Annotated in this window: 13 protein-coding genes; 5 read left to right on the forward strand and 8 right to left on the reverse strand. The window is 51.8% G+C overall.

From position 1 onward, the window contains the following. Positions 1 to 115 precede the first annotated feature (115 nt). From AC1RVX_RS18795 to AC1RVX_RS18815, 5 genes are all read left to right on the forward strand, one after another. Positions 116 to 2,989 (forward strand): TonB-dependent receptor, encoded by a 2,874-nt coding sequence (locus AC1RVX_RS18795; RefSeq protein WP_493218129.1) that lies wholly within the window; start codon positions 116 to 118, stop codon positions 2,987 to 2,989. Between the two features lie 6 nt (positions 2,990 to 2,995). Next, the gene (locus tag AC1RVX_RS18800) at positions 2,996 to 4,432 is read left to right on the forward strand and encodes a YfcC family protein (protein WP_493218130.1); all 1,437 of its coding nucleotides are present in this window, start codon (positions 2,996 to 2,998) and stop codon (positions 4,430 to 4,432) included. Positions 4,433 to 4,437: 5 nt separating this feature from the next. Then, entirely contained in the window at positions 4,438 to 5,352 is a 915-nt protein-coding gene (locus tag AC1RVX_RS18805; protein WP_493218131.1) for a LysR substrate-binding domain-containing protein, read from the forward strand. 71 nt (positions 5,353 to 5,423) lie between these two features. Then, the gene (locus AC1RVX_RS18810; RefSeq protein WP_493218132.1) at positions 5,424 to 7,361 is read left to right on the forward strand and encodes a CocE/NonD family hydrolase; all 1,938 of its coding nucleotides are present in this window, start codon (positions 5,424 to 5,426) and stop codon (positions 7,359 to 7,361) included. Continuing rightward, positions 7,358 to 8,599, forward strand: a complete 1,242-nt coding sequence (locus AC1RVX_RS18815) for a CapA family protein (RefSeq protein WP_493218133.1) — start codon at positions 7,358 to 7,360, stop codon at positions 8,597 to 8,599. The genes AC1RVX_RS18810 and AC1RVX_RS18815 overlap by 4 nt, the downstream gene beginning before the upstream one ends. Positions 8,600 to 8,799: 200 nt before the next feature. On the opposite strand, the gene AC1RVX_RS18820 is transcribed toward AC1RVX_RS18815, so the two are convergent. The 8 genes from AC1RVX_RS18820 to AC1RVX_RS18855 all read right to left on the reverse strand — a co-directional run bounded on the left by AC1RVX_RS18820 (position 8,800) and on the right by AC1RVX_RS18855 (position 18,897). Beyond that, complete coding sequence (locus AC1RVX_RS18820) at positions 8,800 to 10,107, reverse strand: YncE family protein (RefSeq protein WP_493218134.1); 1,308 nt, start codon at positions 10,105 to 10,107, stop codon at positions 8,800 to 8,802. 59 nt (positions 10,108 to 10,166) lie between these two features. After that, entirely contained in the window at positions 10,167 to 11,084 is a 918-nt protein-coding gene (locus AC1RVX_RS18825; RefSeq protein WP_493218135.1) for a creatininase family protein, read from the reverse strand. 406 nt (positions 11,085 to 11,490) lie between these two features. After that, entirely contained in the window at positions 11,491 to 13,569 is a 2,079-nt protein-coding gene (locus AC1RVX_RS18830; RefSeq protein WP_493218136.1) for a 3-hydroxyacyl-CoA dehydrogenase NAD-binding domain-containing protein, read from the reverse strand. Positions 13,570 to 13,859: 290 nt separating this feature from the next. Then, the gene (locus tag AC1RVX_RS18835; RefSeq protein ID WP_493218137.1) at positions 13,860 to 14,570 is read right to left on the reverse strand and encodes an ABC transporter ATP-binding protein; all 711 of its coding nucleotides are present in this window, start codon (positions 14,568 to 14,570) and stop codon (positions 13,860 to 13,862) included. After that, positions 14,567 to 15,331 carry an ABC transporter ATP-binding protein gene (locus AC1RVX_RS18840; RefSeq protein ID WP_493218138.1) on the reverse strand — a complete coding sequence of 255 codons (765 nt, stop codon included), beginning with the start codon at positions 15,329 to 15,331 and terminating at the stop codon, positions 14,567 to 14,569. The genes AC1RVX_RS18835 and AC1RVX_RS18840 overlap by 4 nt, the downstream gene beginning before the upstream one ends. After that, a complete protein-coding gene (locus AC1RVX_RS18845; protein WP_493218139.1) occupies positions 15,328 to 16,614 on the reverse strand; it encodes a branched-chain amino acid ABC transporter permease in 1,287 nt (428 codons plus the stop codon). The genes AC1RVX_RS18840 and AC1RVX_RS18845 overlap by 4 nt, the downstream gene beginning before the upstream one ends. A 3-nt stretch (positions 16,615 to 16,617) precedes the next feature. Further along, positions 16,618 to 17,565 (reverse strand): branched-chain amino acid ABC transporter permease, encoded by a 948-nt coding sequence (locus tag AC1RVX_RS18850; RefSeq protein WP_493218140.1) that lies wholly within the window; start codon positions 17,563 to 17,565, stop codon positions 16,618 to 16,620. A gap of 96 nt (positions 17,566 to 17,661) precedes the next feature. Beyond that, positions 17,662 to 18,897 carry a branched-chain amino acid ABC transporter substrate-binding protein gene (locus AC1RVX_RS18855; protein ID WP_493218141.1) on the reverse strand — a complete coding sequence of 412 codons (1,236 nt, stop codon included), beginning with the start codon at positions 18,895 to 18,897 and terminating at the stop codon, positions 17,662 to 17,664. Between the last annotated feature and the right edge of the window lie 45 nt (positions 18,898 to 18,942).

Raw genomic sequence — 18,942 nt, forward strand, 5'->3', positions numbered from 1 at the left:
ATACACTAATCAGAAATTATCATAATATTGCATCAAGCTACATGTGCCCCCTACTATCGTCTCAGGTAATAGCAAACGCAAAATTGCCGCAGAATCAATAACCCCAGGGATGATTATGAAAATGAAGAACAGGAAGGCGATAGCGGCGCGCAGTGCGGTCGCGCTCAGTTTGGCTGTAACGCATTTCGCACATGGACAAGAAGCACCTGCTGCGGCCCCGGCCAGCACAATGCCTGCAAAAGACGATGCATCAGCTCCGGTTCAACAGGTTGTGATGACGGGATCACGTATTGCACGCAGGGATACGGAAACCAGTGGCCCCATGTTGACTCTGACCAGAGATGACCTTAAATTCGCGGCACCGACCTCGCTTGGCGATATCATGCAGGCACTGCCAAACACCGGCGTCAGTCTCAATTCCAACGGCACCCAGGGCACATCATATGGTGTCAGTTCCATTAATCTGCGCTATCTTGGCAGTGCCGAAGGCAGTGGCAACCGCACCCTGGTACTGGTCGATGGTCACCGCTGGGTGAATGCAGCAGGCGGTCGCGGCTTCCGTGACTTTACGGACCTGAACACCATCCCGTTGGGCATCATTGATAGTGTTGAAGTGCTGAAAGATGGAGCCTCAGCCATTTATGGTGCCGATGCGATAGCTGGCGTGGTCAATATTCATACCAAGCGCAAGCTCGACGGTTTCGAAGCCAATATGCGCCTCGGTGCCTCATCCCGCAACGATGATGAGAATTACAATGGTTTCCTGAACTGGGGCAAGAGTTTCGAAAAGGGTTCGGTATTGCTGTCCGGTAGTCTGAACGATTCCCGCCCTATCTTGTCGGCAGACCGCGAGTTGACCAAAGTGGCATTGTCGCCGCTGACTGCCCCTGGCACCAGTCCGCAAGGTCTGTATGTATTACCTGGCCTGTCCAACAATTCTTATTTCGGTACCCCGACTGGTTTCGCGTCGAATGCAGCCAATGCCGTCACCCGCAATATTGGCGTCACCAGCATAGGCGCTGGTTCTGCAGCAGACAACAGCTTCCACACCGCGACCCTGCCCGGCGACTATTACAATCAACTGACCCAGGGCCTGTATGCTACTGGCCCCAGCAAAACCGCCGGCCTGTTTGGACGCCTGACCTACGAGATCACCCCTGATCTGACGGCACATGTCGAAGCCACCTATACCACACGCCAATCATCACAATTATTCTCACCTTTCCTACTGGACATTCGCGGCAGCAACGGTTATTCGATTTCCAAGGATCAGGCGTATAACCCATTCGGTACCGCCAACGGCGTTCCAACTGCCAATGCACTCGCTTTCTCCGGGTCCACCTTCCGCATCCAGCGCGTACCGGTCGAAGTCGGCAACCGCGAAGTGCTGCAAGATGTCAAGATGAGTCGCCTGCTGCTCGGTCTGGAAGGCACCGTTTCGCTCTGGGGTGACTGGAATTGGGATGCAACACTGTCCTATTCGAAAAACAAAGCCAGCTTCGATCAAAAGAATGGCATCAATTTCGATAACCTCTACCGTGCCATGACCTCGCCAGCCACCTGCTCCGCAGCGCCGGGTTGCGTACCTATCGATCTGTTTGGCACTATCACACCAGCCATGGCTGACTATATCCGCTCATATTCGCATGATACCAACGGCACCAGCCAGACCGACTTCAGTCTGAATGCCACGCGTAGTCTGATGCAACTGCAAGGCGGCCCCCTGGGAGTTGCCACCGGCTATGAATATCGCCGTGAAATGGCATTTGATAGCCCCGATCCTTTTGTTTCACAAGCTTCCACCGTGTTGCCACTGGTATCAGGTGCGGCCCAGGCCACCACCTCTGCAGCAGCACGCAATCCAACCGCCGGCTCTTACTACCTGAACGAAGCCTATGCCGAACTGAGCGCCCCGCTGCTGGCCAATCTTCCCTGGGTACAAAAACTGGAACTGGACGCGGCCGTGCGCTATTCCCGCTACTCTACCGTTGGCGGCAAGGCAACAACCAAGCTTGGCGTGTTGTATCGCCCATTCAATTCACTGCTATTGCGTGGCACCTATTCTCAGGGTTTCCGTGCACCTTCCATCCTTGAACTGTACCAGGGGGTGAAACAAACCAGCTTCCCGGCTGTTGATCCATGTAACGGTGGTGGTGCCGGATTGCCAGGTTGTGCCGGCATCCCCACCAGCTACAATCAGTCACTGTACAGCAGCGGCATTCCGCGTGGCGTTACCTCCGGCAATGCTGACCTGAAACCTGAAAGCGCAGATACCTACTCTGTGGGTTTTACCTATTCACCGGAACAACTTAAAGGGTTTAGCGTAACAGTTGATCAGTTCAAGATCAAGATCAAGGACGCCATCGCCTCGCAGACTGCGACCCAGATCCTGAACGCCTGCGCCCAGACCGGTACCTTCTGTAATCTGGTACAACGCGCCAACACAGGTGAGATACTGCAACTGACGCAAGCACTGGTCAACCTGTCACGGATTGAAGTGCAAGGTGTCGACGTAACACTGCGCTACCTGTTCCCGGTTGCTGGTGCCAAGATCGACGCAGCGCTTGACCTGGCTTATCTGCAACACTACAAATCTTATGTGCCGCAACCGGATGGCTCTATTGTGGTTGACGAACGTGCTGGCAAATCCGACCAGCCACGTTCAACCTTCCCTCACCTGAAAGCCCAGGCCTCACTACGTTATATAGGCACCAGTATCACCGCTGGATGGAAGGCACGTTACATCGGCGCTACTGCTGATGTACCAAATAATGCAGTCAATGGCGGCAACGTACCGGGTACGCTGTATCACGATATGCAGCTTTCGTATAACTTCAGTGATGGAAAAACCAGCGTCGGGTTGGGCATCGACAACGTCTTTGATAAGCAACCACCGGCATCAGCGGCCAACAATCCCATCAATTTCGATATCTATACCTATGATGTACGCGGCCGCTACTTTTATACACGTCTGAACACGAAGTTCTAAATAACCATGTCCAACATGATAGACAAGCCAAGCAAGGCAGATGCCGACGAGACCATGACGGATAATATCGTCAAGCGACGCTGGGCACTGGAACCGGTCATGATGATGTTTATCGCGCTGGCCATAGGCGTGCTGCTTACCTGGGTCTTACCATCCGGCGAGTATCAGCGCAGCGGTACGACTGAGGCGTCACCTGTGATACCGGGAAGCTATCACATCATACCCAAAACCATCAACGCTACTGCATTGATACAGCAACCGCAAAGTAAGACAGAGGCAGCACCGCTGTCACCGGGCGCCATCTTTACCTCGGTGCCGGCGGGGCTGGTGAAGTCGGCCAACCTGATCTTCATGATCCTGCTGCTGGGTGGTCTACTGGGAGTGTTTCGCGCCACCGGCGCCTTCGATGCTGGTATTGAGCGCTTGCTGGGTTTAACAGGGGGACGGGTGGTGGTATTGACGCCAGTTGTGATGGTGATTTTATCGGCAGGCAGTACCTTCCTGGGTATGATCACCGAGTATCTGATCTTCATCCCGGTGGTGATTGCGATTGCCGAGCGCCTGGGCATGAGCCGCTTATATGGCTTTACCCTGCTGACCCTGGCTGCCAAGGTCGGCTACCTGGCATCAGTATCAAATCCTTTGGCATTGCTGATTGCCCAGCCCATTGTTGGCGTGCCGGTATTCAGCGGGGCATTGGTGCGCTTGACGCTGTGGGTGATCTTCCTGACGCTCGCTATTCTGTTTGTGCTGCGCATGGAACCACGTCCAGCCAAGGCTGCTGTGTTTGAAAGCAAGCCTTTGTCCAAACCACACTTTCTGGTGATCGTGATTGTCTGCATCGCCCTGGTGATACTGGTGTATGGATCAACCGCACTGGGCTGGCGAGATTCGCAGTTTGCCACGCTGTACATGGTGACAGCATTGTGTGTCGGACTTGTCTATCGCATGGGGGCGCGTGCCGGCGCTCATGCCTTTGTCGAGGGGATGAACTCGATGACACTTGCTGCATTGTTGCTGGGTATGGCACGGGGTGTAGAAATCGTGCTGCGCGAAGGGCGCATTCTGGACACCATCATCGCCTACGCTTCCACCCAGGTTGAACATCTGTCACCGATACTGGTGGCACCCATCATCATGGGTCTGGAGATGGTTCTGACGCTGCTGATCCCGTCAACCTCGGCCAAGGCTGCACTCAGCATTCCCATCCTGGGACCTATTGGGGAAAGCGTGGGCGTCAGCGGACAGACCACGGTGCTTGCCTTCATTCTTGGCAATGGTCTGGTGAATATGTTCTCGCCGACATCAGGCATGCTGTTGGCGTTTCTGGCCGCTGGCAGTATATCTTACGGTCGCTGGTTCCGCCTGATCCTGCCACTATTCGGCGTGTTTACTCTCATTGCCGCGATCGCCACCATGTTGGCCGTGGTACTACATTACTGATCGCCATGAACGAAGACCTGCTCAATTTGAAAGCCCTGCGGGCATTTTACGAAATTGTCCGCACGGGTTCTGTGACTGCTGCTGCCACTCGCATAGGCATGTCGCAGCCAGCCGTCAGCCGCCAACTGGCACAGCTGGAAGCATTGATCGGTTTCGATCTATTCCATCGCGATCATGGCCGGCTGGTGCCAACACAGGATGGGCTGCTGCTGTACGAAGAAGTTTCACTGTCACTGAATGGATTTCAACGCATCCAGAGTCTGGTCAGCGATATTTCCGGTTTTCGTATCGGTCACTTGAAACTGGTGGCACCACCGAGTTTTTGCGAAGGTATCTTGCCCGATATCGTGGCTACGTTCAGCGCCCGTTTTCCCCGCGTGCGCATTTCAGTCGATTCGCACAGCCGTGAAGTGGCGAAGTCAATGATCGCTACACGGACCGTTGACGGCGGGTTCCTGATCGTGCCAGTCAATCGTGATGACTTGCGTGAGGACCCGGTCTGCACCAATGAAACGGTATGCGTACTGCAGGCAGACAATCCCCTGGCTAGCCACCGCACACTGACGCCAAAACTGTTACGTGGCGAACCGTTGATCTTGCTGGGTTACGGGCAGAATTCCCGCGCCACCATAGATTCGACATTTTCCCGTGCTGGTGTGCAACCAGATGCCCGTATCGAAACGCACACGGTCAGTTCTGCCTGCGCCTTTGCCGCACGCGGACTAGGTGTAGCGCTGGTCAACCGCTTGCTCGCCGCATTTTACATGCGGCCAGGTCTGGTCATGCGTCGCTTCGAACCGATACTGAGCAATGAATATGCGTTCGTCACCTCGTCGCTGTCAACACCCAGCCGCCTGGCTACAGAATTTCTAAAAGAGACCAAGCACTATTTTGCCAATAAGAATTTGCCGGAACTGTGATGCTCCGCCGTCCTCCGTAATTTTCGTGGCTTTGCTGTACTCGGACCGAAACAAATATTTGAAAGTAAGCTATGTTATTCAGATCCACCCATACCGCAGCCGACAATACTGTCGTTGATGCGGTGCCGGCTGCCATCCATACCGCTGCCGACGCAGTCACCGTGATACACAATGTCATGGTGAGCATGCGCGACGGTATCCAATTGGCAACCGATATCTATCTGCCGAAAACCGCCGACCGGACACAGCGTTTCCCGGTAATACTGGAACGCACCCCCTATGGAAAAACCGAGCCCAGTCGCAGCGAACGCACGTTGACTGAGTCGCAACCCATGAGCCGGTCGACCATTGCCGAATTCTTTGTGCGCCATGGTTATGCAGTGGTCTACCAGGATTGTCGCGGGCGCTACGAGTCAGAAGGTGTATTCGTCAAGTACACCAGCGATGGCGAAGATGGTTACGACACCTGCGCCTGGATCGTTGAGCAGCCGTGGTCGAACGGGCGTATCGGCACCAAGGGCCTGTCGTATGCTGCGCATACTCAGGCGGCATTGGGCAGTATGAACGCACCTGGAGTAGTCGCCATGTTCCTGGATTCAGGTGGCTTCTCGAACGCTTATCAGGGTGGCATACGCCAGGGCGGCGCATTTGAGCTGAAACAAATTACGTGGGCCATCAAGCGGGCAATGGAAAGCCCTGGCATACTCGGTGACAAAGAAAAATATGATGCACTCGCCTCACTGGATATTGAAGACTGGTTCCGCCGCATCGCACAGTGGCAACCAGGTGCCTCACCGTTAAGCCTGGCGCCCGAGTATGAAGATTATCTGTTCGACCAATGGCGGCGCGGCACATTTGATGCCTACTGGCGACAACCTGGCCTGTACGCTGAAGGCTATTATGCGCAATTCCCAGAAGCTGCCACGGTGCATATGTCATCCTGGTACGATCCCTATTCGCGCACGGCCTGCACCAATTACATGGGTCTGATGGCAGCAGGCAAAGGCCCTTCCTGCCTGATCCTTGGTCCCTGGACACATGGCAACCGCTCGCAGACTTATGCCGGCGATGTCGATTTTGGCCCTGCCGCCACATTGGACAATAATCTGGCACCAGATTTCCTGACGCTGCGCCTGCATTGGTTCGAACGCTATCTGAAAAACAATGTATCAGGTGATGACAATGCCATTCCCAAAGTGTGCATCTTCGTGATGGGTGGTGGCAGTGGCCGCAAAAATGCGGCAGGACGCATGGAACACGGTGGCAACTGGCGCGTTGAATCTGAATGGCCGCTGCAACGAACACACGAAACTGTCTACTACCTGCATCGGGACGGCATGCTGTCGTCGGTCTTACCACAACAAGAACAGGCACAACTGGAATATGATTACGACCCGCGACAACCGGTGCCGACCATCGGTGGTGCTGTTACCTCAGGCGAACCATTGATGGTGGGCGGCGCCTACGACCAGCGTTGTGGCCCGGGTATCTTTTTTTGCGATGCATCCGACGCACCACTCAGAGAGCGTGACGACATACTGGTATTCCAGACGGCACCACTGGGTGCAGATGTTGAAATCACTGGTGCTATCAGTGCGATGTTATGGATAAGTTCAGACTGCGTGGATACTGATTTCACAGTCAAGTTGATCGATGTCTACCCACCAAATGCCGACTATCCGGACGGCTATGAAATGATACTCACGGATGGCATACGACGTGTCCGCTATCGCAAATCCTGGGAGCGACCAGAAATGATGGTGCCTGGCACGGCCTATCAGGTCACGGTTGATGCATTCCCTGTCAGCAATATCTTCAAAGCCGGACACAAAATACGCATCGATATTTCGAGCAGCAATTTTCCCAAGTTCGACTGCAATCCCAATACCGGCGCAGCAGAAGGTGTAAGTGGGCCATTAAAAATTGCTCATAATGTGGTCTTTTGCGGCGGTGCGCGACCTTCGCATGTTGTACTGCCCATCATTCCTGCGTATAAAGGTGAGTCATGAGAAAACATGCGCGCGTCACCCGATCCGCCCTTTCCGCTCTGGCACTTGTTCTGATCTGTCAGACCACCCCTGCTCTGGCAGAAAACAGACACATCTTACTGACTGGCCAGGTCATGCTACAGCATAACCTGAGCAACTATGACGCGCCAGAGTTTGCCAATAATGTGGAATTGCAAAAGATCAGGCGACAGCTGGACAGCATATTCGCAGTCATGCGCAGCAGCGAAACTGTGATTCTGGAGTTGGAATCAGCACTGAAAATCGGCGCAGACCAAATAGCAACGCCTGGACGCGACAAAGACAGCGATTTTTTTCATGAAGTAGATCGCGATAGCATCGTCAATCTGATTACACAGAAAATCCGTTTCTCCCCCAATCAAGTCATGTTCGCGGCTGCCAACAACCATGTCAGCGACAATGGCTCGCGGGGTATCACCGCGCTGATCGCCCTGTTCCGGGATTTGAACATCCCTCTGGCCGGTGTCGGAGATGAAACTGCGGCGAGCGCACCTCGCTATCTGCCAATCAATTCCAGCAAGTTGCCTGCTCAACAGCTTGCCTCAGTTGCCTTGATTGCCTTTGCCACCGACAAGGTAAAACTGCAGGCAAAGAAAACATCCGTGGGAACAAATACCCTGTCCGTCAAGGATGATACTGCCAACACTATCGATCGCGAAGATCAACAACGCATAGAAGACAGCATAACCGAAGCACGCAAGCAACAAGCAGTGGTAGTCACCTATCACCACAACCACCACTGGAATCAGAAACAGGTCAACACAGCCGGTGGCGTCGAGCAATGGCGCATTGACTTTGCGCATCGCTGCATAGAACGCGGTGCCGACGTGTATTTTGCGCATGGTGAACCACGCTTGCAAGGCATAGAAATTTACCAGGGAAAACCAATTTTCTACGGTTTAGGTAATTTCATTTTTCAGACAAGGAAAGTCAATTTTTATCAGTCTGAAGTGTGGGAATCGGTGATGGCCGAACTGGAATATGACAGCGCAACCCCACAAACCATCAAGTCCATCAAACTGACACCCGTTGCTCTCAATGAAAATGGTGCCGAGCCAGCGTTCATGCAAACACGAGGCTTGCCCGCGCTGGCCGACAGTACCCATGCCAGAAACATCCTCATCACATTACAATCGCTGAGTGAACAATTTGGTACGCGCATTGACATCGACGACCAGAACCCGGCGGCCATCGTGGGGCGTATCAGCATAGCCAACTGATTTTTATGAGTAAGCGCAAAGCCAGCATTGTCAGCACAGTTTAGCCTACACCAGGCATGATCGAACATAGGCTTGTGGAAAGTTGATCCGACGCTTACCTCACCGTAAGAGCGCCGAAATCACCAACGACAATCCCTGCGACAACAACGGATAGCACCACCACACCAGACCCATTCAATCACCAGATCATCCAACGCCCCTTAACGCAAGTTGCCAGTGTGACCCACCGAGTACCTGCCAGGTTGTGGCCATACGGTCAAACCGTGCGGTTCCTGGCCAACCTTGACCTGCTGCACGTCGCCACTGCTGGTGTTGAAACGGTATACCACGTCATCGAAACGGCCAGACAGCCAGAGATATTTACCGTCGGCACTGACGTTGCCCATGTCGGGACTACCACCACCGGGGATGGGCCAGTTAATGACCACTTTGTCGGTAGCAAAATCGACCACACTCACACTGCCCTTCCCCTTGCGCTTGCCGTGGATAAGATGAGTGCCACGGTTAGCCACATACAGTTGCTTGCCATCGCGGCTAGGGTAGATTCCGTGTGCACCTACGCCCGTTGAAATGAAGCCAGTTTCTTTGAACGAGGCAAAGTCGACGACGTGCAAGCCGTCAGCTTCCATGTCAGCGATGTAGAACTTTGTGCCGTCCGGTGAAATGCGTATGTCTTGCGGCATACCTTTTGCGCTGGTACAGATTTCAGTTGCAGGCCCACCCACCGGCACCGCCTCGGAATAACGCGAAGATGGCATCTTGAGCTTCAGATAACCCAGTACCTTGCGCCCAACCAGGTCAATCTTGGCGATGCTGCCTTCGAATTCGCAGGTAAAGATGGCGTAGCGACCATCGTTAGAAAAATCGGCGTGGTTGATGCCACCACAAGACGGCACGTCAATAGAGTACTGCATCGCCATGGTCTTTGGATCGCGGAAGTCGAGGCGGTGCACTGCCTCGGCGACCACGATGGCGGATTTGCCGTCCGGTGTGAAATACATGTTATACGGATCTTCCACCGGCACCGACGCGCCCGGCTTGCCAGTAAGTGGGTCTATCGGCGTCACACTACCCAGTTTGGTACGCTCAGCATTGTTGGCCACCCAGAGCGTCCGCAGGTCATACGCAGGTACGACGTGCTGAGGACCGATGCCCACCTTGAACTTGTCAACCACCTTGAGCGTCTCCGGATCGATTACATAGACATCGTTCGAACGCAGGTTAGGTACATAGACGCGTGCCAGATGATCCTTGACGACTGCGCTCATGTGACCAGACCCGGTGTCACCATAGACGTTCTTGGGATCACTCAACAGTGGCATGCCTGGCAAAGGGGAATAGACTCCTGGCACAGTCGGCGCACTGACCGCAGTCGCCGCCTTGGCGACAGCATGGTAGCTGCACAGCCCCACGGCCGACAACGTGATTATGCCCAGACTGGTAATAACCAGGTGCTGTGTGTGGCTGCCAAAGCGCGCCGTATTGATGGTATTTAAGGTAGCTTTCATATGGTGTCGTTACTCTATTCGATTAATCTTTTTGATGAAATGCCTGCATGGCTGGTCGCTTAGTGGTGGCGTTCGTGAAGGATCGTTCTAATGGCATTCACAGTAGTATCAACCTGGCGCTGAACACCCAGCCGACCCAGCTCAGCAGTGGCGCGCGTGGCATCGCCGCGTACACCATCAGCTACACCTGGCTTTGGGCCGTGAACCATCGCATCGACACGCACCATCGACGGCGCGGTGGCGAGCATTAGAGAGGCATCACTCAATCCTGCGTGCAGGCCGATTTCGGCGGCGCTGAAGCCTTGTTTTTTCAGGTCGTCGATAAACGCAGTCTGGGTAATATCGTAATAGTCGAGCAGCGCGTAAGCGCGGGCAGGATCATCCTTACCCCAGGCGCGGTTCAGCTTTTGCGCCACATTCACTTCATTTTGCTGATAACCGCCATGGTCGCCAATGAAGATGATGTCACGAAAGCCGTGCTGACGAAAACTTGCTGCAGCCCCCTCAAGCAGCGCTTCGAAGGCTGCGGGCGGAATAGAAATCGTACCGCTAAATCGCATGTGACCGGTCGGTGGATTGACAGCACCTTCCGGCACATAGGACACCACTGGCGCGACCATTGTATTACCGAGTTTCTGGGCAATCATGGTCGCGATAATCCCGGCACGGACGTTGTGTTTGCCGAGCGCAATATAAGGGCCGCTCTGCTCTACGCCGCCAATGGGGATCAAGATAGTGGTCGCACCGTGCTCGATGCGACTTCGCAATTCAGTGCTGGTGAGCTCTTCCAACATGACGCTGGCATTAGCCCGTGCAGTGCGGTCCACTCCTTCACCGCGCTCGCCGGAAGTGGCCGCCAAAATCGACGCCACTGGTACTATCAGCAATGAAACAGCGGCTACAAAGAGACCGGCAAACCTGCCAATACCCTTCAATGTCCCGCCCTGCGTATTTCCATCATTCAACTTATTCTTCACAATATCTCATTCTGCAATCTAGAGCTAACCATCGTCTTGCCAGATTATGGTATCACAGCACTCGGAAGCGGAGTGTTTTTCAAGCAGACGCAATCTGCGTGGCACCGGGGCAGGAAGTCGTCGCCCGGTTGGCAGGACGTGTGACGAAATGGCTGCTAGAATTTTTGTGTCCATCATTGAATTTGTGGGCACAACTCATTTCAACCTCAATTTAACCATGCTAACTCAGACCAGATCATGCAGACGCAGCTGGAAAAACACTTACTCAGATGATCAGGCAACAAAAAAGCGATTGATCATTCCATATGCATGGAAAAATCAACCGCTCACATATTACCACCTGCTTTTTTTGGACTTATCTCAATTTCAGAGCATATTGACCCAAGTCAATATGCTCCAGTAAAACCTAGTTGAAGGTCTTGCCTTCTGCTGCCAGTTTGGCCAGCAGTGGAGCCGGTTTCCAGGCGTCGCCATGGCGACCTTTGGCATATTTCTCCATGGACATGACCACGTTCGTCAAACCTACTGTGTCAGCGTAGAACATGGGGCCACCAGTATGCAGAGGGAAACCATAACCGGTCAGGTAGACCATGTCGATATCCGATGCTCTGGTTGCAATACCTTCTTCCAGAATATAAGCCGCTTCATTCACCAAAGAGAATATCAGACGTTCGACGATTTCCTGGTCAGAAATCTTGCGACGTTCCACACCCAGATCAGCAGAATGTTTGATGATCATGTCATTCACAATGGCAGAAGGATAGGCTTTACGGTCACCCGGCTTGTAGTCATACCAACCAGCGCCGGTTTTTTGACCGTAGCGTCCCATTTCGCACAGCAGGTCCGCTGTTTTGGAATAAGTGATCTGTGGCTTTTCTACATAACGACGCTTGCGGATATACCAGCCGATATCATTACCAGCCAGGTCGCCCATACGGAACGGCCCCATGGCAAAGCCCAGTTTTTCTACAGCCTTGTCAACCTGCTCTGGCGTGCAACCCTCTTCCAGCAAAAACCCGGCCTGACGGCTGTATTGTTCAATCATGCGGTTGCCGATGAAGCCATCGCAAACGCCAGATACCACGCCAGTTTTCTTGATTTTCTTGGACAGACCCAATACGGTTGCCAACACATCTTTGGCAGTTTTCTTGCCACGTACGATTTCCAGCAATTTCATGACATTGGCCGGACTGAAGAAGTGGGTACCGATAACATCTTCAGGACGATTGGTAAAGTCGGCAATCTTGTCGACATCCAGTGTAGAAGTATTCGACGCCAGAATGGCACCCGGTTTCATGACCTCATCCAGCTTCTTGAAAACCTGTTCTTTCACGCCCATGTCTTCGAATACGGCTTCAATCACGATATCTGCCTGCGCGATGTCTTCATAGACCAGCGTGCCAGTGATCAGGCCTACGCGCTGTTCAAACTTCTCTTGCGTCAGCTTGCCCTTTTTCAGTGTGTTTTCATAGTTTTTACGGATGGTGGCCAGACCTTTTTCCAGCGCTTCCGGTTTCATTTCCAGGATCTTTACAGGTATGCCTGCATTCGCAAAATTCATGGCAATACCGCCACCCATGGTGCCTGCACCGATGACGGCAACCGACTTGACAGGACGTGTCGGTGTATCTTCCGGCACATCAGGCAATTTGCTGGCAGCACGTTCGCCAAAGAAGGCGTGGCGCAAGGCTTTGGATTCGGTAGTCTGTACCAGGTCAATGAACAGCTCACGTTCAAACTTGATGCCATCATCAAATTTCTTGGTAACTGCTGCGGCAACAGCTTCCACACATTTCAAAGGCGCAGGGAAAGGCCCTGCCATGGCGCGCACAGTATTGCGTGAGAACTGCAGGTAAGCTTCGTAGTTAGGGTAATCAATCTTGATATCACGTACACGGGGCAATGGACGCACATCGGCTACTTTGGCTGCAAATGCCAATGCAGCCGCCAACACGTCGCCTTCAACTACTTCATTGAAAATAGCAGTCTTCGCCAGTTTTTCAGATGGTACAGGTGTGCCGGAAACGATCATATTCAAAGCCATTTCCAGGCCCAGTACGCGTGGCAGACGCTGTGTACCACCGGCACCCGGCAAAATACCCAGTTTAACTTCTGGCAAGGCTATCTGCGCACCTTTGGCGGCAACACGGTAATTACAACCCAGCGCCAGTTCCAGGCCACCACCCATGCAGACGGTATGTATCGCCGCGACCACGGGTTTGGTAGAACCTTCCACCACATTGATAACAGTATGCAGGCTAGGTTCGGCAGATGCTTTCGGGGAATTGAATTCCTTGATATCCGCACCGCCAGAAAATGCCTTGCCTGCACCTGTAATCACGATGGCCTTGATAGCATCATCATTCAGGGCTTGTTTCATCCCGTTAACGATTGCCGTACGAGTGGAATGACCGAGACCATTCACAGGAGGGTTATTCAGGGTAATCACGGCAATATTGCCATTCACTTGGTATTCTGCGCTCATGTCTCTTCCTATATTAAGAAATGCGGTTTGGATTCCCGTTTGCCTGGCATCATGGCCCGGCAACTGTCTGGTATCTGTAAAGCAGGATGTAAAAGCGATGCTGTCCTTACTATACCTCAAAATAGAACGATCGTATTATTTTAATTCAAAAATTTTTTGATAGCTATTCAATACTGCGTCCGGCAGGTTTGGCGCATACGACATACAGGCATTCACCTTCCCAGTCATCATAAGCTGCATAACTTAGGGAGGTGGACAATGACCTGTTGTTGCCCTCGTCGGATGAAGGCTTAAACCTCCAGCCATTCCTTGCGTATGTTTTCATTCGCCCGCAAATCAGCCGGACTACCTTCAAACACGATACTGCCATGCCCCATTACGTACACCCTCTGTGAAATTTCAAGGGCTATCGCCAGCTTTTGTTCTACCAGCAAGACAGAGATACCGCGATTTTTCAATTCTTTCAGGTATTCAGCCACCAGTTCCACAATCTTTGGTGCCAGCCCCTCAGTCGGCTCATCGATCATAATCAGGTCCGGGTCACCCATCAAAGTGCGGCAAAGTGTCAGCATCTGCTGCTCACCACCTGACATGACGCCAGCTTGAGTGTTTCTGCGTTCACGCAGACGGGGAAACATCTGGTACATGTCTTCCATACTCCAGCGTGGCTTGCTATTTTTGTCACGGCCGGATTTTTCACCCAGTATCAGGTTTTGTTCTACAGTCAGGGTCGGAAAAATATCCCTGTTTTCAGGCACATAACCCAAACCGCGATGAGCAATCTGGAAGGCTTTGAGACCAATAATCTCTTCCCCTTTGAACATGATGGAACCTGTCGCATCCACCTGACCCATGGTGGCTTTTACCGTGGTTGAACGCCCTACCCCGTTGCGACCCAGCAAGCTGACAATTTCGCCAGGGTTGACGTGCATGTCTACCCCATGCAGGACATGACTCTTACCATAAAAGGCGTTCAGATTTTTTATCGTGAGCAGACTCATTCAACCTCCGCCGGTGCATGCCCACCTAAATAGGCATCTTTGACTTTTTGATTATTGCGGATATTGGCCGGTGTATCACAAGCAATGACTTCACCATACACCACCACGGCGATTTTATCGGCCAGACCAAACACAACACTCATGTCATGTTCGACCATCAGCAGGGTCTTGCCGACGGTGACCTTGCGTATCAATTCCACCGCGGCATCTGACTCGGACCGACTCATGCCAGCAGTCGGCTCATCCAGCAAAATGACTTCTGCCCCACCAGCAATGGTGATACCAATTTCCAACGCCCGCTGTTCAGCATAAGTCAGCAGACCTGCCGTGATATTGCGTCTACGCTTCAGGCCAATTTGCTCCAGTACTGCCTCGGCCCTTTCATGTGCATCTTTCAAACCATTTAACCTGTGCCAGAAAGAGTATTTATATCCGAGCGACCACAGCACCGCACAGCGCAAGTTCTCATACACCGACAGGCGATGGAAGATATTGGTGATCTGGAAGCTGCGTGACAAGCCGCGACGATTGATTTCATAGGGTTTCAGGCAACTGATGCTTTCGCCATTGAGCAAAATATCACCCGAGGTAATCGGGAAGCGGCCCGATACCAGGTTGAACAACGTGGATTTTCCCGCTCCATTAGGACCAATGATGGCAAAACGTTCGCCTTTCGGTACTTGTAAATTGGCGCCCCGAATAATTTCTGCACTACCAAAAGACTTACGTACTTCTTTCAATTCCAGCGAAAAGCCACTCATGTTTGCGCCCTCCGCATCTGCTCTTCAATTTCCGAATTGACGTCGCCCCAGTGATGACTAAAGCCCCCTTTAAGTTTTGTGCAGGCAAAGATGCCTGCAGCGATGATAGCTATAGTCACCAGCCATGCAGTGCTGCTGGCCGTATCTACGGTCACACCAAACAGGTTGATGACTGAGCTCTGGGTTGCTTCCAATGTGCGTTGATACAGCATTTCTACGGCAACGATCACACCAAACGCCGTAAATGCTGCAGCCAGTACCAATTTCCACATGGCAGGCCAGACCCGTTTGAACATACCAAATTTGGCTACCCGGAGATTCATCATGATGATGCTGGCTACACCGCCAGGGGCATACATGACGATCAGGATGAAGAACACGCCCAGGTACAATTGCCATGCTTTCGTCAAATCAGACAGCATGACAGTCAGGAATACACCGAGTATCGCACCTATCATGGGGCCAAAAAAGAAACCTATGCCGCCAATAAACGTGAACAGCAGTACAGCGCCAGAACGCAAAGCACTGACATTTTCAGCAGTGACGATCTCAAAATTGATGGCTGACAATCCACCGGCGATACCGGCAAAAAATGCAGATAAAATCAATGTCAGATAACGTACCCATTGGGTATCATAACCAACGAACTCCACCCGTTCAGGATTGTCGCGCACTGCATTTACGATACGTCCCAACGGTGTTTGAGTGAAGGCATACATGCCTACGGTACTGATAAATAACCAAAACGCGATCAGGTAATACACCTGGATTTGTGGTCCATACGTAATACCCATAAACGATTGACCGATGACCCTGTTGGTGGAAATGCCGCCTTCACCACCAAAAAAATTAGGGAACATCAGCGAACAGGCAAACACCAGCTCCACCATACCAAGAGTGATCATGGAAAAAGTCGTGCCTGATTTTTTGGTCGTAACATAACCGAATAAAATGCCGAAGCACATGCCGGCAATGCCACCAATCAGCGGTATCAATGTAATAGGAAATACCAAACTTCCAGCCGCTACCAGATTCATGGTGTGGATGGCAAAAAACGCCCCCAACCCGGAATACACAGCATGACCAAAAGACAGCATGCCCCCCTGCCCCAACAACATATTGAAAGACAGGCCGAATATCATCAGCGTGCCAATCTGGGATAGTAAAGACAATGATCCGCCTGCATTAAAAATCAAGGGAGCAACAATCAGCAAAATCGCAAAGCTACTCCAGATCAGCCAGCGTGCAATATTGATGGGTTTGAACACTAAAGGTTTGCTCATCTTTTATCCTTCGCGAGTACCGAGTAAACCTCTGGGCCTGAAAATCAGGATGAGTACCAATAACAGATAAGGCAATATCGGCGCTACCTGGGCAATGGTCAGGCTGAGCAAGGCATATCCTGGTGCGCCAACTGTGATCAACATGCCAAACTTCGCGAACAGGGAAACAAATGAGTAATCCAGCGCCACCGCAAAGGTTTGCAAGATACCAATCAACAGCGATGCCACAAAAGCTCCTGCCAAGGAACCCATGCCACCGACGACCACGACCACAAAAATAATACTGCCCAGCGTGCCTGCCATGCCTGGTTCAGTGACAAAAGCATTGCCACCAACCACACCTGCCAACCCAGCCAAAGCACAGCCGCCACCAAACACCAGCATGAAAACCCGTGGCACATTGTGCCCCAATGCCTCGACCGTATCCGGATGCGTCAGCGCTGCCTGTATCACCAAGCCGATACGGGTACGGGTCAACAACAGGTAAATCGATGCCAGCATCAATAAGGCTACCAACATCATGAAACCGCGATACATGGGAAAGGTAGTGGTGTATATCGTGAACAAGGGTCCATCCAATGCTGCCGGTATGGGATAAGGCACAGTTGAGCGCCCCCAGATCAGTTGCACCAGTTCCACAATCACATACGACAAACCAAAGGTAAACAACAGTTCTGGAATGTGACCGTATTTATGTACTGAACGCAGACCATAACGCTCCACCATAGCTCCCAGAAAACCAACCAGCAAAGGCGCAAGTACCAGGGCTGGCCAGAAACCAATCTTGGCGCTGATCGCATAGGCAAAATAAGCTCCCAACATATAAAAACTGGCATGGGCGAAATTAAGTACGCCCATCATGCTGAATATGAGGGTCAGTCCGGACGAAAGCATAAACAACAGCAGGCCGTAACTGACACCATTCAACAAAGTGATCAGTGTGAATTCCACAGCAAAGATCCTTTTCAGAAAATTCTTGAACGATCGTACTATTTATGGATAAAAAAAGAGAGTGCACTATAGAAGTGACTCTCTTCTCTCGGGTGTTTAGCCAGGTCGCTTCATTTGGCAAGAAGATGGCTGGGAAGCCACGAAGGAATCAATCTTCTGATTGGTCTTCCAACCCATGCCGGTATTTTCCTGATCAAACTTAACATCTTTGCCGTTAGTTTTGACCCAGGTAGCAATATACAGCGGCTGCTGGATCTGGTGATCCACTTTACGCATCATGTCGTCGCCATTAAGGCTTTTGAAATTCAAACCTTCCAGAGCAAAAGCCACTTTCACGGGGTCAATGGTTTTGGCCTGCTTGACAGCCTGGGACATTGCAGCGATAACCGAATAGGTTGCAATCGCGTAGTAGTCATCCTTGTACTTGGCCTTGAAGCTTTCAACGATATCTTTGCCAGAGAAAGTTTCATTATTCGCATTCCAGTAAGCCACATATTTCACGTGATCTACACCTGCGGCACCCATGGCGGTTGGCACGCCGGTCGTCGCAGCATAATAAGTATAGAAATTAGCTTTCAGGTCTGCATCTTTGGCTGACTTGATCAGCAAGGCAAGGTCAGCCCCCCAGTTGCCGGTAATGACTGTATCAGCACCAGAAGCTTTGATTTTTGCCACATAGGGAGAAAAATCCTTGACCTGACCAATAGGATGCAAGTCATCACCAACGATCTGTATATCAGGACGTTTGCGTGCCAGGTATTCTTTGGCGGCACGCGTTACCTGATGACCAAAGGAATAGTTTTGGCCGATGATATAGACTTTTTTAATATTCTTGTCGGCTGCCATGAAGGTGGTCAAGGCTTCCATTTTCATGTCCGAATTGGAGTCAAAACGGAAATGCCAGAAACTGCATTTGCTGTTGGTCATGTCCGGGTCAACCGCCGCATGGTTAAGGTAAACAATTTCTTTACCGGGATTGCGTTCATTGTGCTTGTTAACCGCATCCAGCAATGCCAAACCTACACCCGAGCCGTTACCCTGCGTGATATAGCGAAAACCTTTATCAATGACAGCTTTCAACACGTTCAGAGATTCTTGCGGACTGCCTTTATTGTCGAAACCGACCACTTCAAATTTGTTATCCCCCGCCCATTTTTCTGCGTTCGCTTTATCCGCAATGAGTTGGTAAGAATTAAGGATATTTTGTCCAACTGGTGCAAACGGACCTGACAGTGGATCGATATAAGCGATCTTGATGGTATCTGCCATGGCCGCTGGTACGGCGAAGGTTAAAGCAACTGCTGCAAGGCTTGCACGTAAAGGAAATTTCATTTGTCTCTCTCCGGTATTCTCGTCGTTTGGAATCTAGATTTTTTT

The sequence above is a fragment of the Undibacterium sp. GW821-FHT11B02 genome, assembly GCF_058808955.1.

What these genes read in the sequence shown, in the direction of transcription:
- AC1RVX_RS18845 (WP_493218139.1), bottom strand. Translation starts at nt 16,614, where the DNA reads ATGAGCAAACCTTTAGTGTTCAAACCCATCAATATTGCACGCTGGCTG.
- AC1RVX_RS18830 (WP_493218136.1), bottom strand. Translation starts at nt 13,569, where the DNA reads ATGAGCGCAGAATACCAAGTGAATGGCAATATTGCCGTGATTACCCTG.
- AC1RVX_RS18855 (WP_493218141.1), bottom strand. Translation starts at nt 18,897, where the DNA reads ATGAAATTTCCTTTACGTGCAAGCCTTGCAGCAGTTGCTTTAACCTTC.
- AC1RVX_RS18810 (WP_493218132.1), top strand. Translation starts at nt 5,424, where the DNA reads ATGTTATTCAGATCCACCCATACCGCAGCCGACAATACTGTCGTTGAT.
- AC1RVX_RS18795 (WP_493218129.1), top strand. Translation starts at nt 116, where the DNA reads ATGAAAATGAAGAACAGGAAGGCGATAGCGGCGCGCAGTGCGGTCGCG.
- AC1RVX_RS18805 (WP_493218131.1), top strand. Translation starts at nt 4,438, where the DNA reads ATGAACGAAGACCTGCTCAATTTGAAAGCCCTGCGGGCATTTTACGAA.
- AC1RVX_RS18835 (WP_493218137.1), bottom strand. Translation starts at nt 14,570, where the DNA reads ATGAGTCTGCTCACGATAAAAAATCTGAACGCCTTTTATGGTAAGAGT.
- AC1RVX_RS18820 (WP_493218134.1), bottom strand. Translation starts at nt 10,107, where the DNA reads ATGAAAGCTACCTTAAATACCATCAATACGGCGCGCTTTGGCAGCCAC.
- AC1RVX_RS18800 (WP_493218130.1), top strand. Translation starts at nt 2,996, where the DNA reads ATGTCCAACATGATAGACAAGCCAAGCAAGGCAGATGCCGACGAGACC.
- AC1RVX_RS18840 (WP_493218138.1), bottom strand. Translation starts at nt 15,331, where the DNA reads ATGAGTGGCTTTTCGCTGGAATTGAAAGAAGTACGTAAGTCTTTTGGT.
- AC1RVX_RS18815 (WP_493218133.1), top strand. Translation starts at nt 7,358, where the DNA reads ATGAGAAAACATGCGCGCGTCACCCGATCCGCCCTTTCCGCTCTGGCA.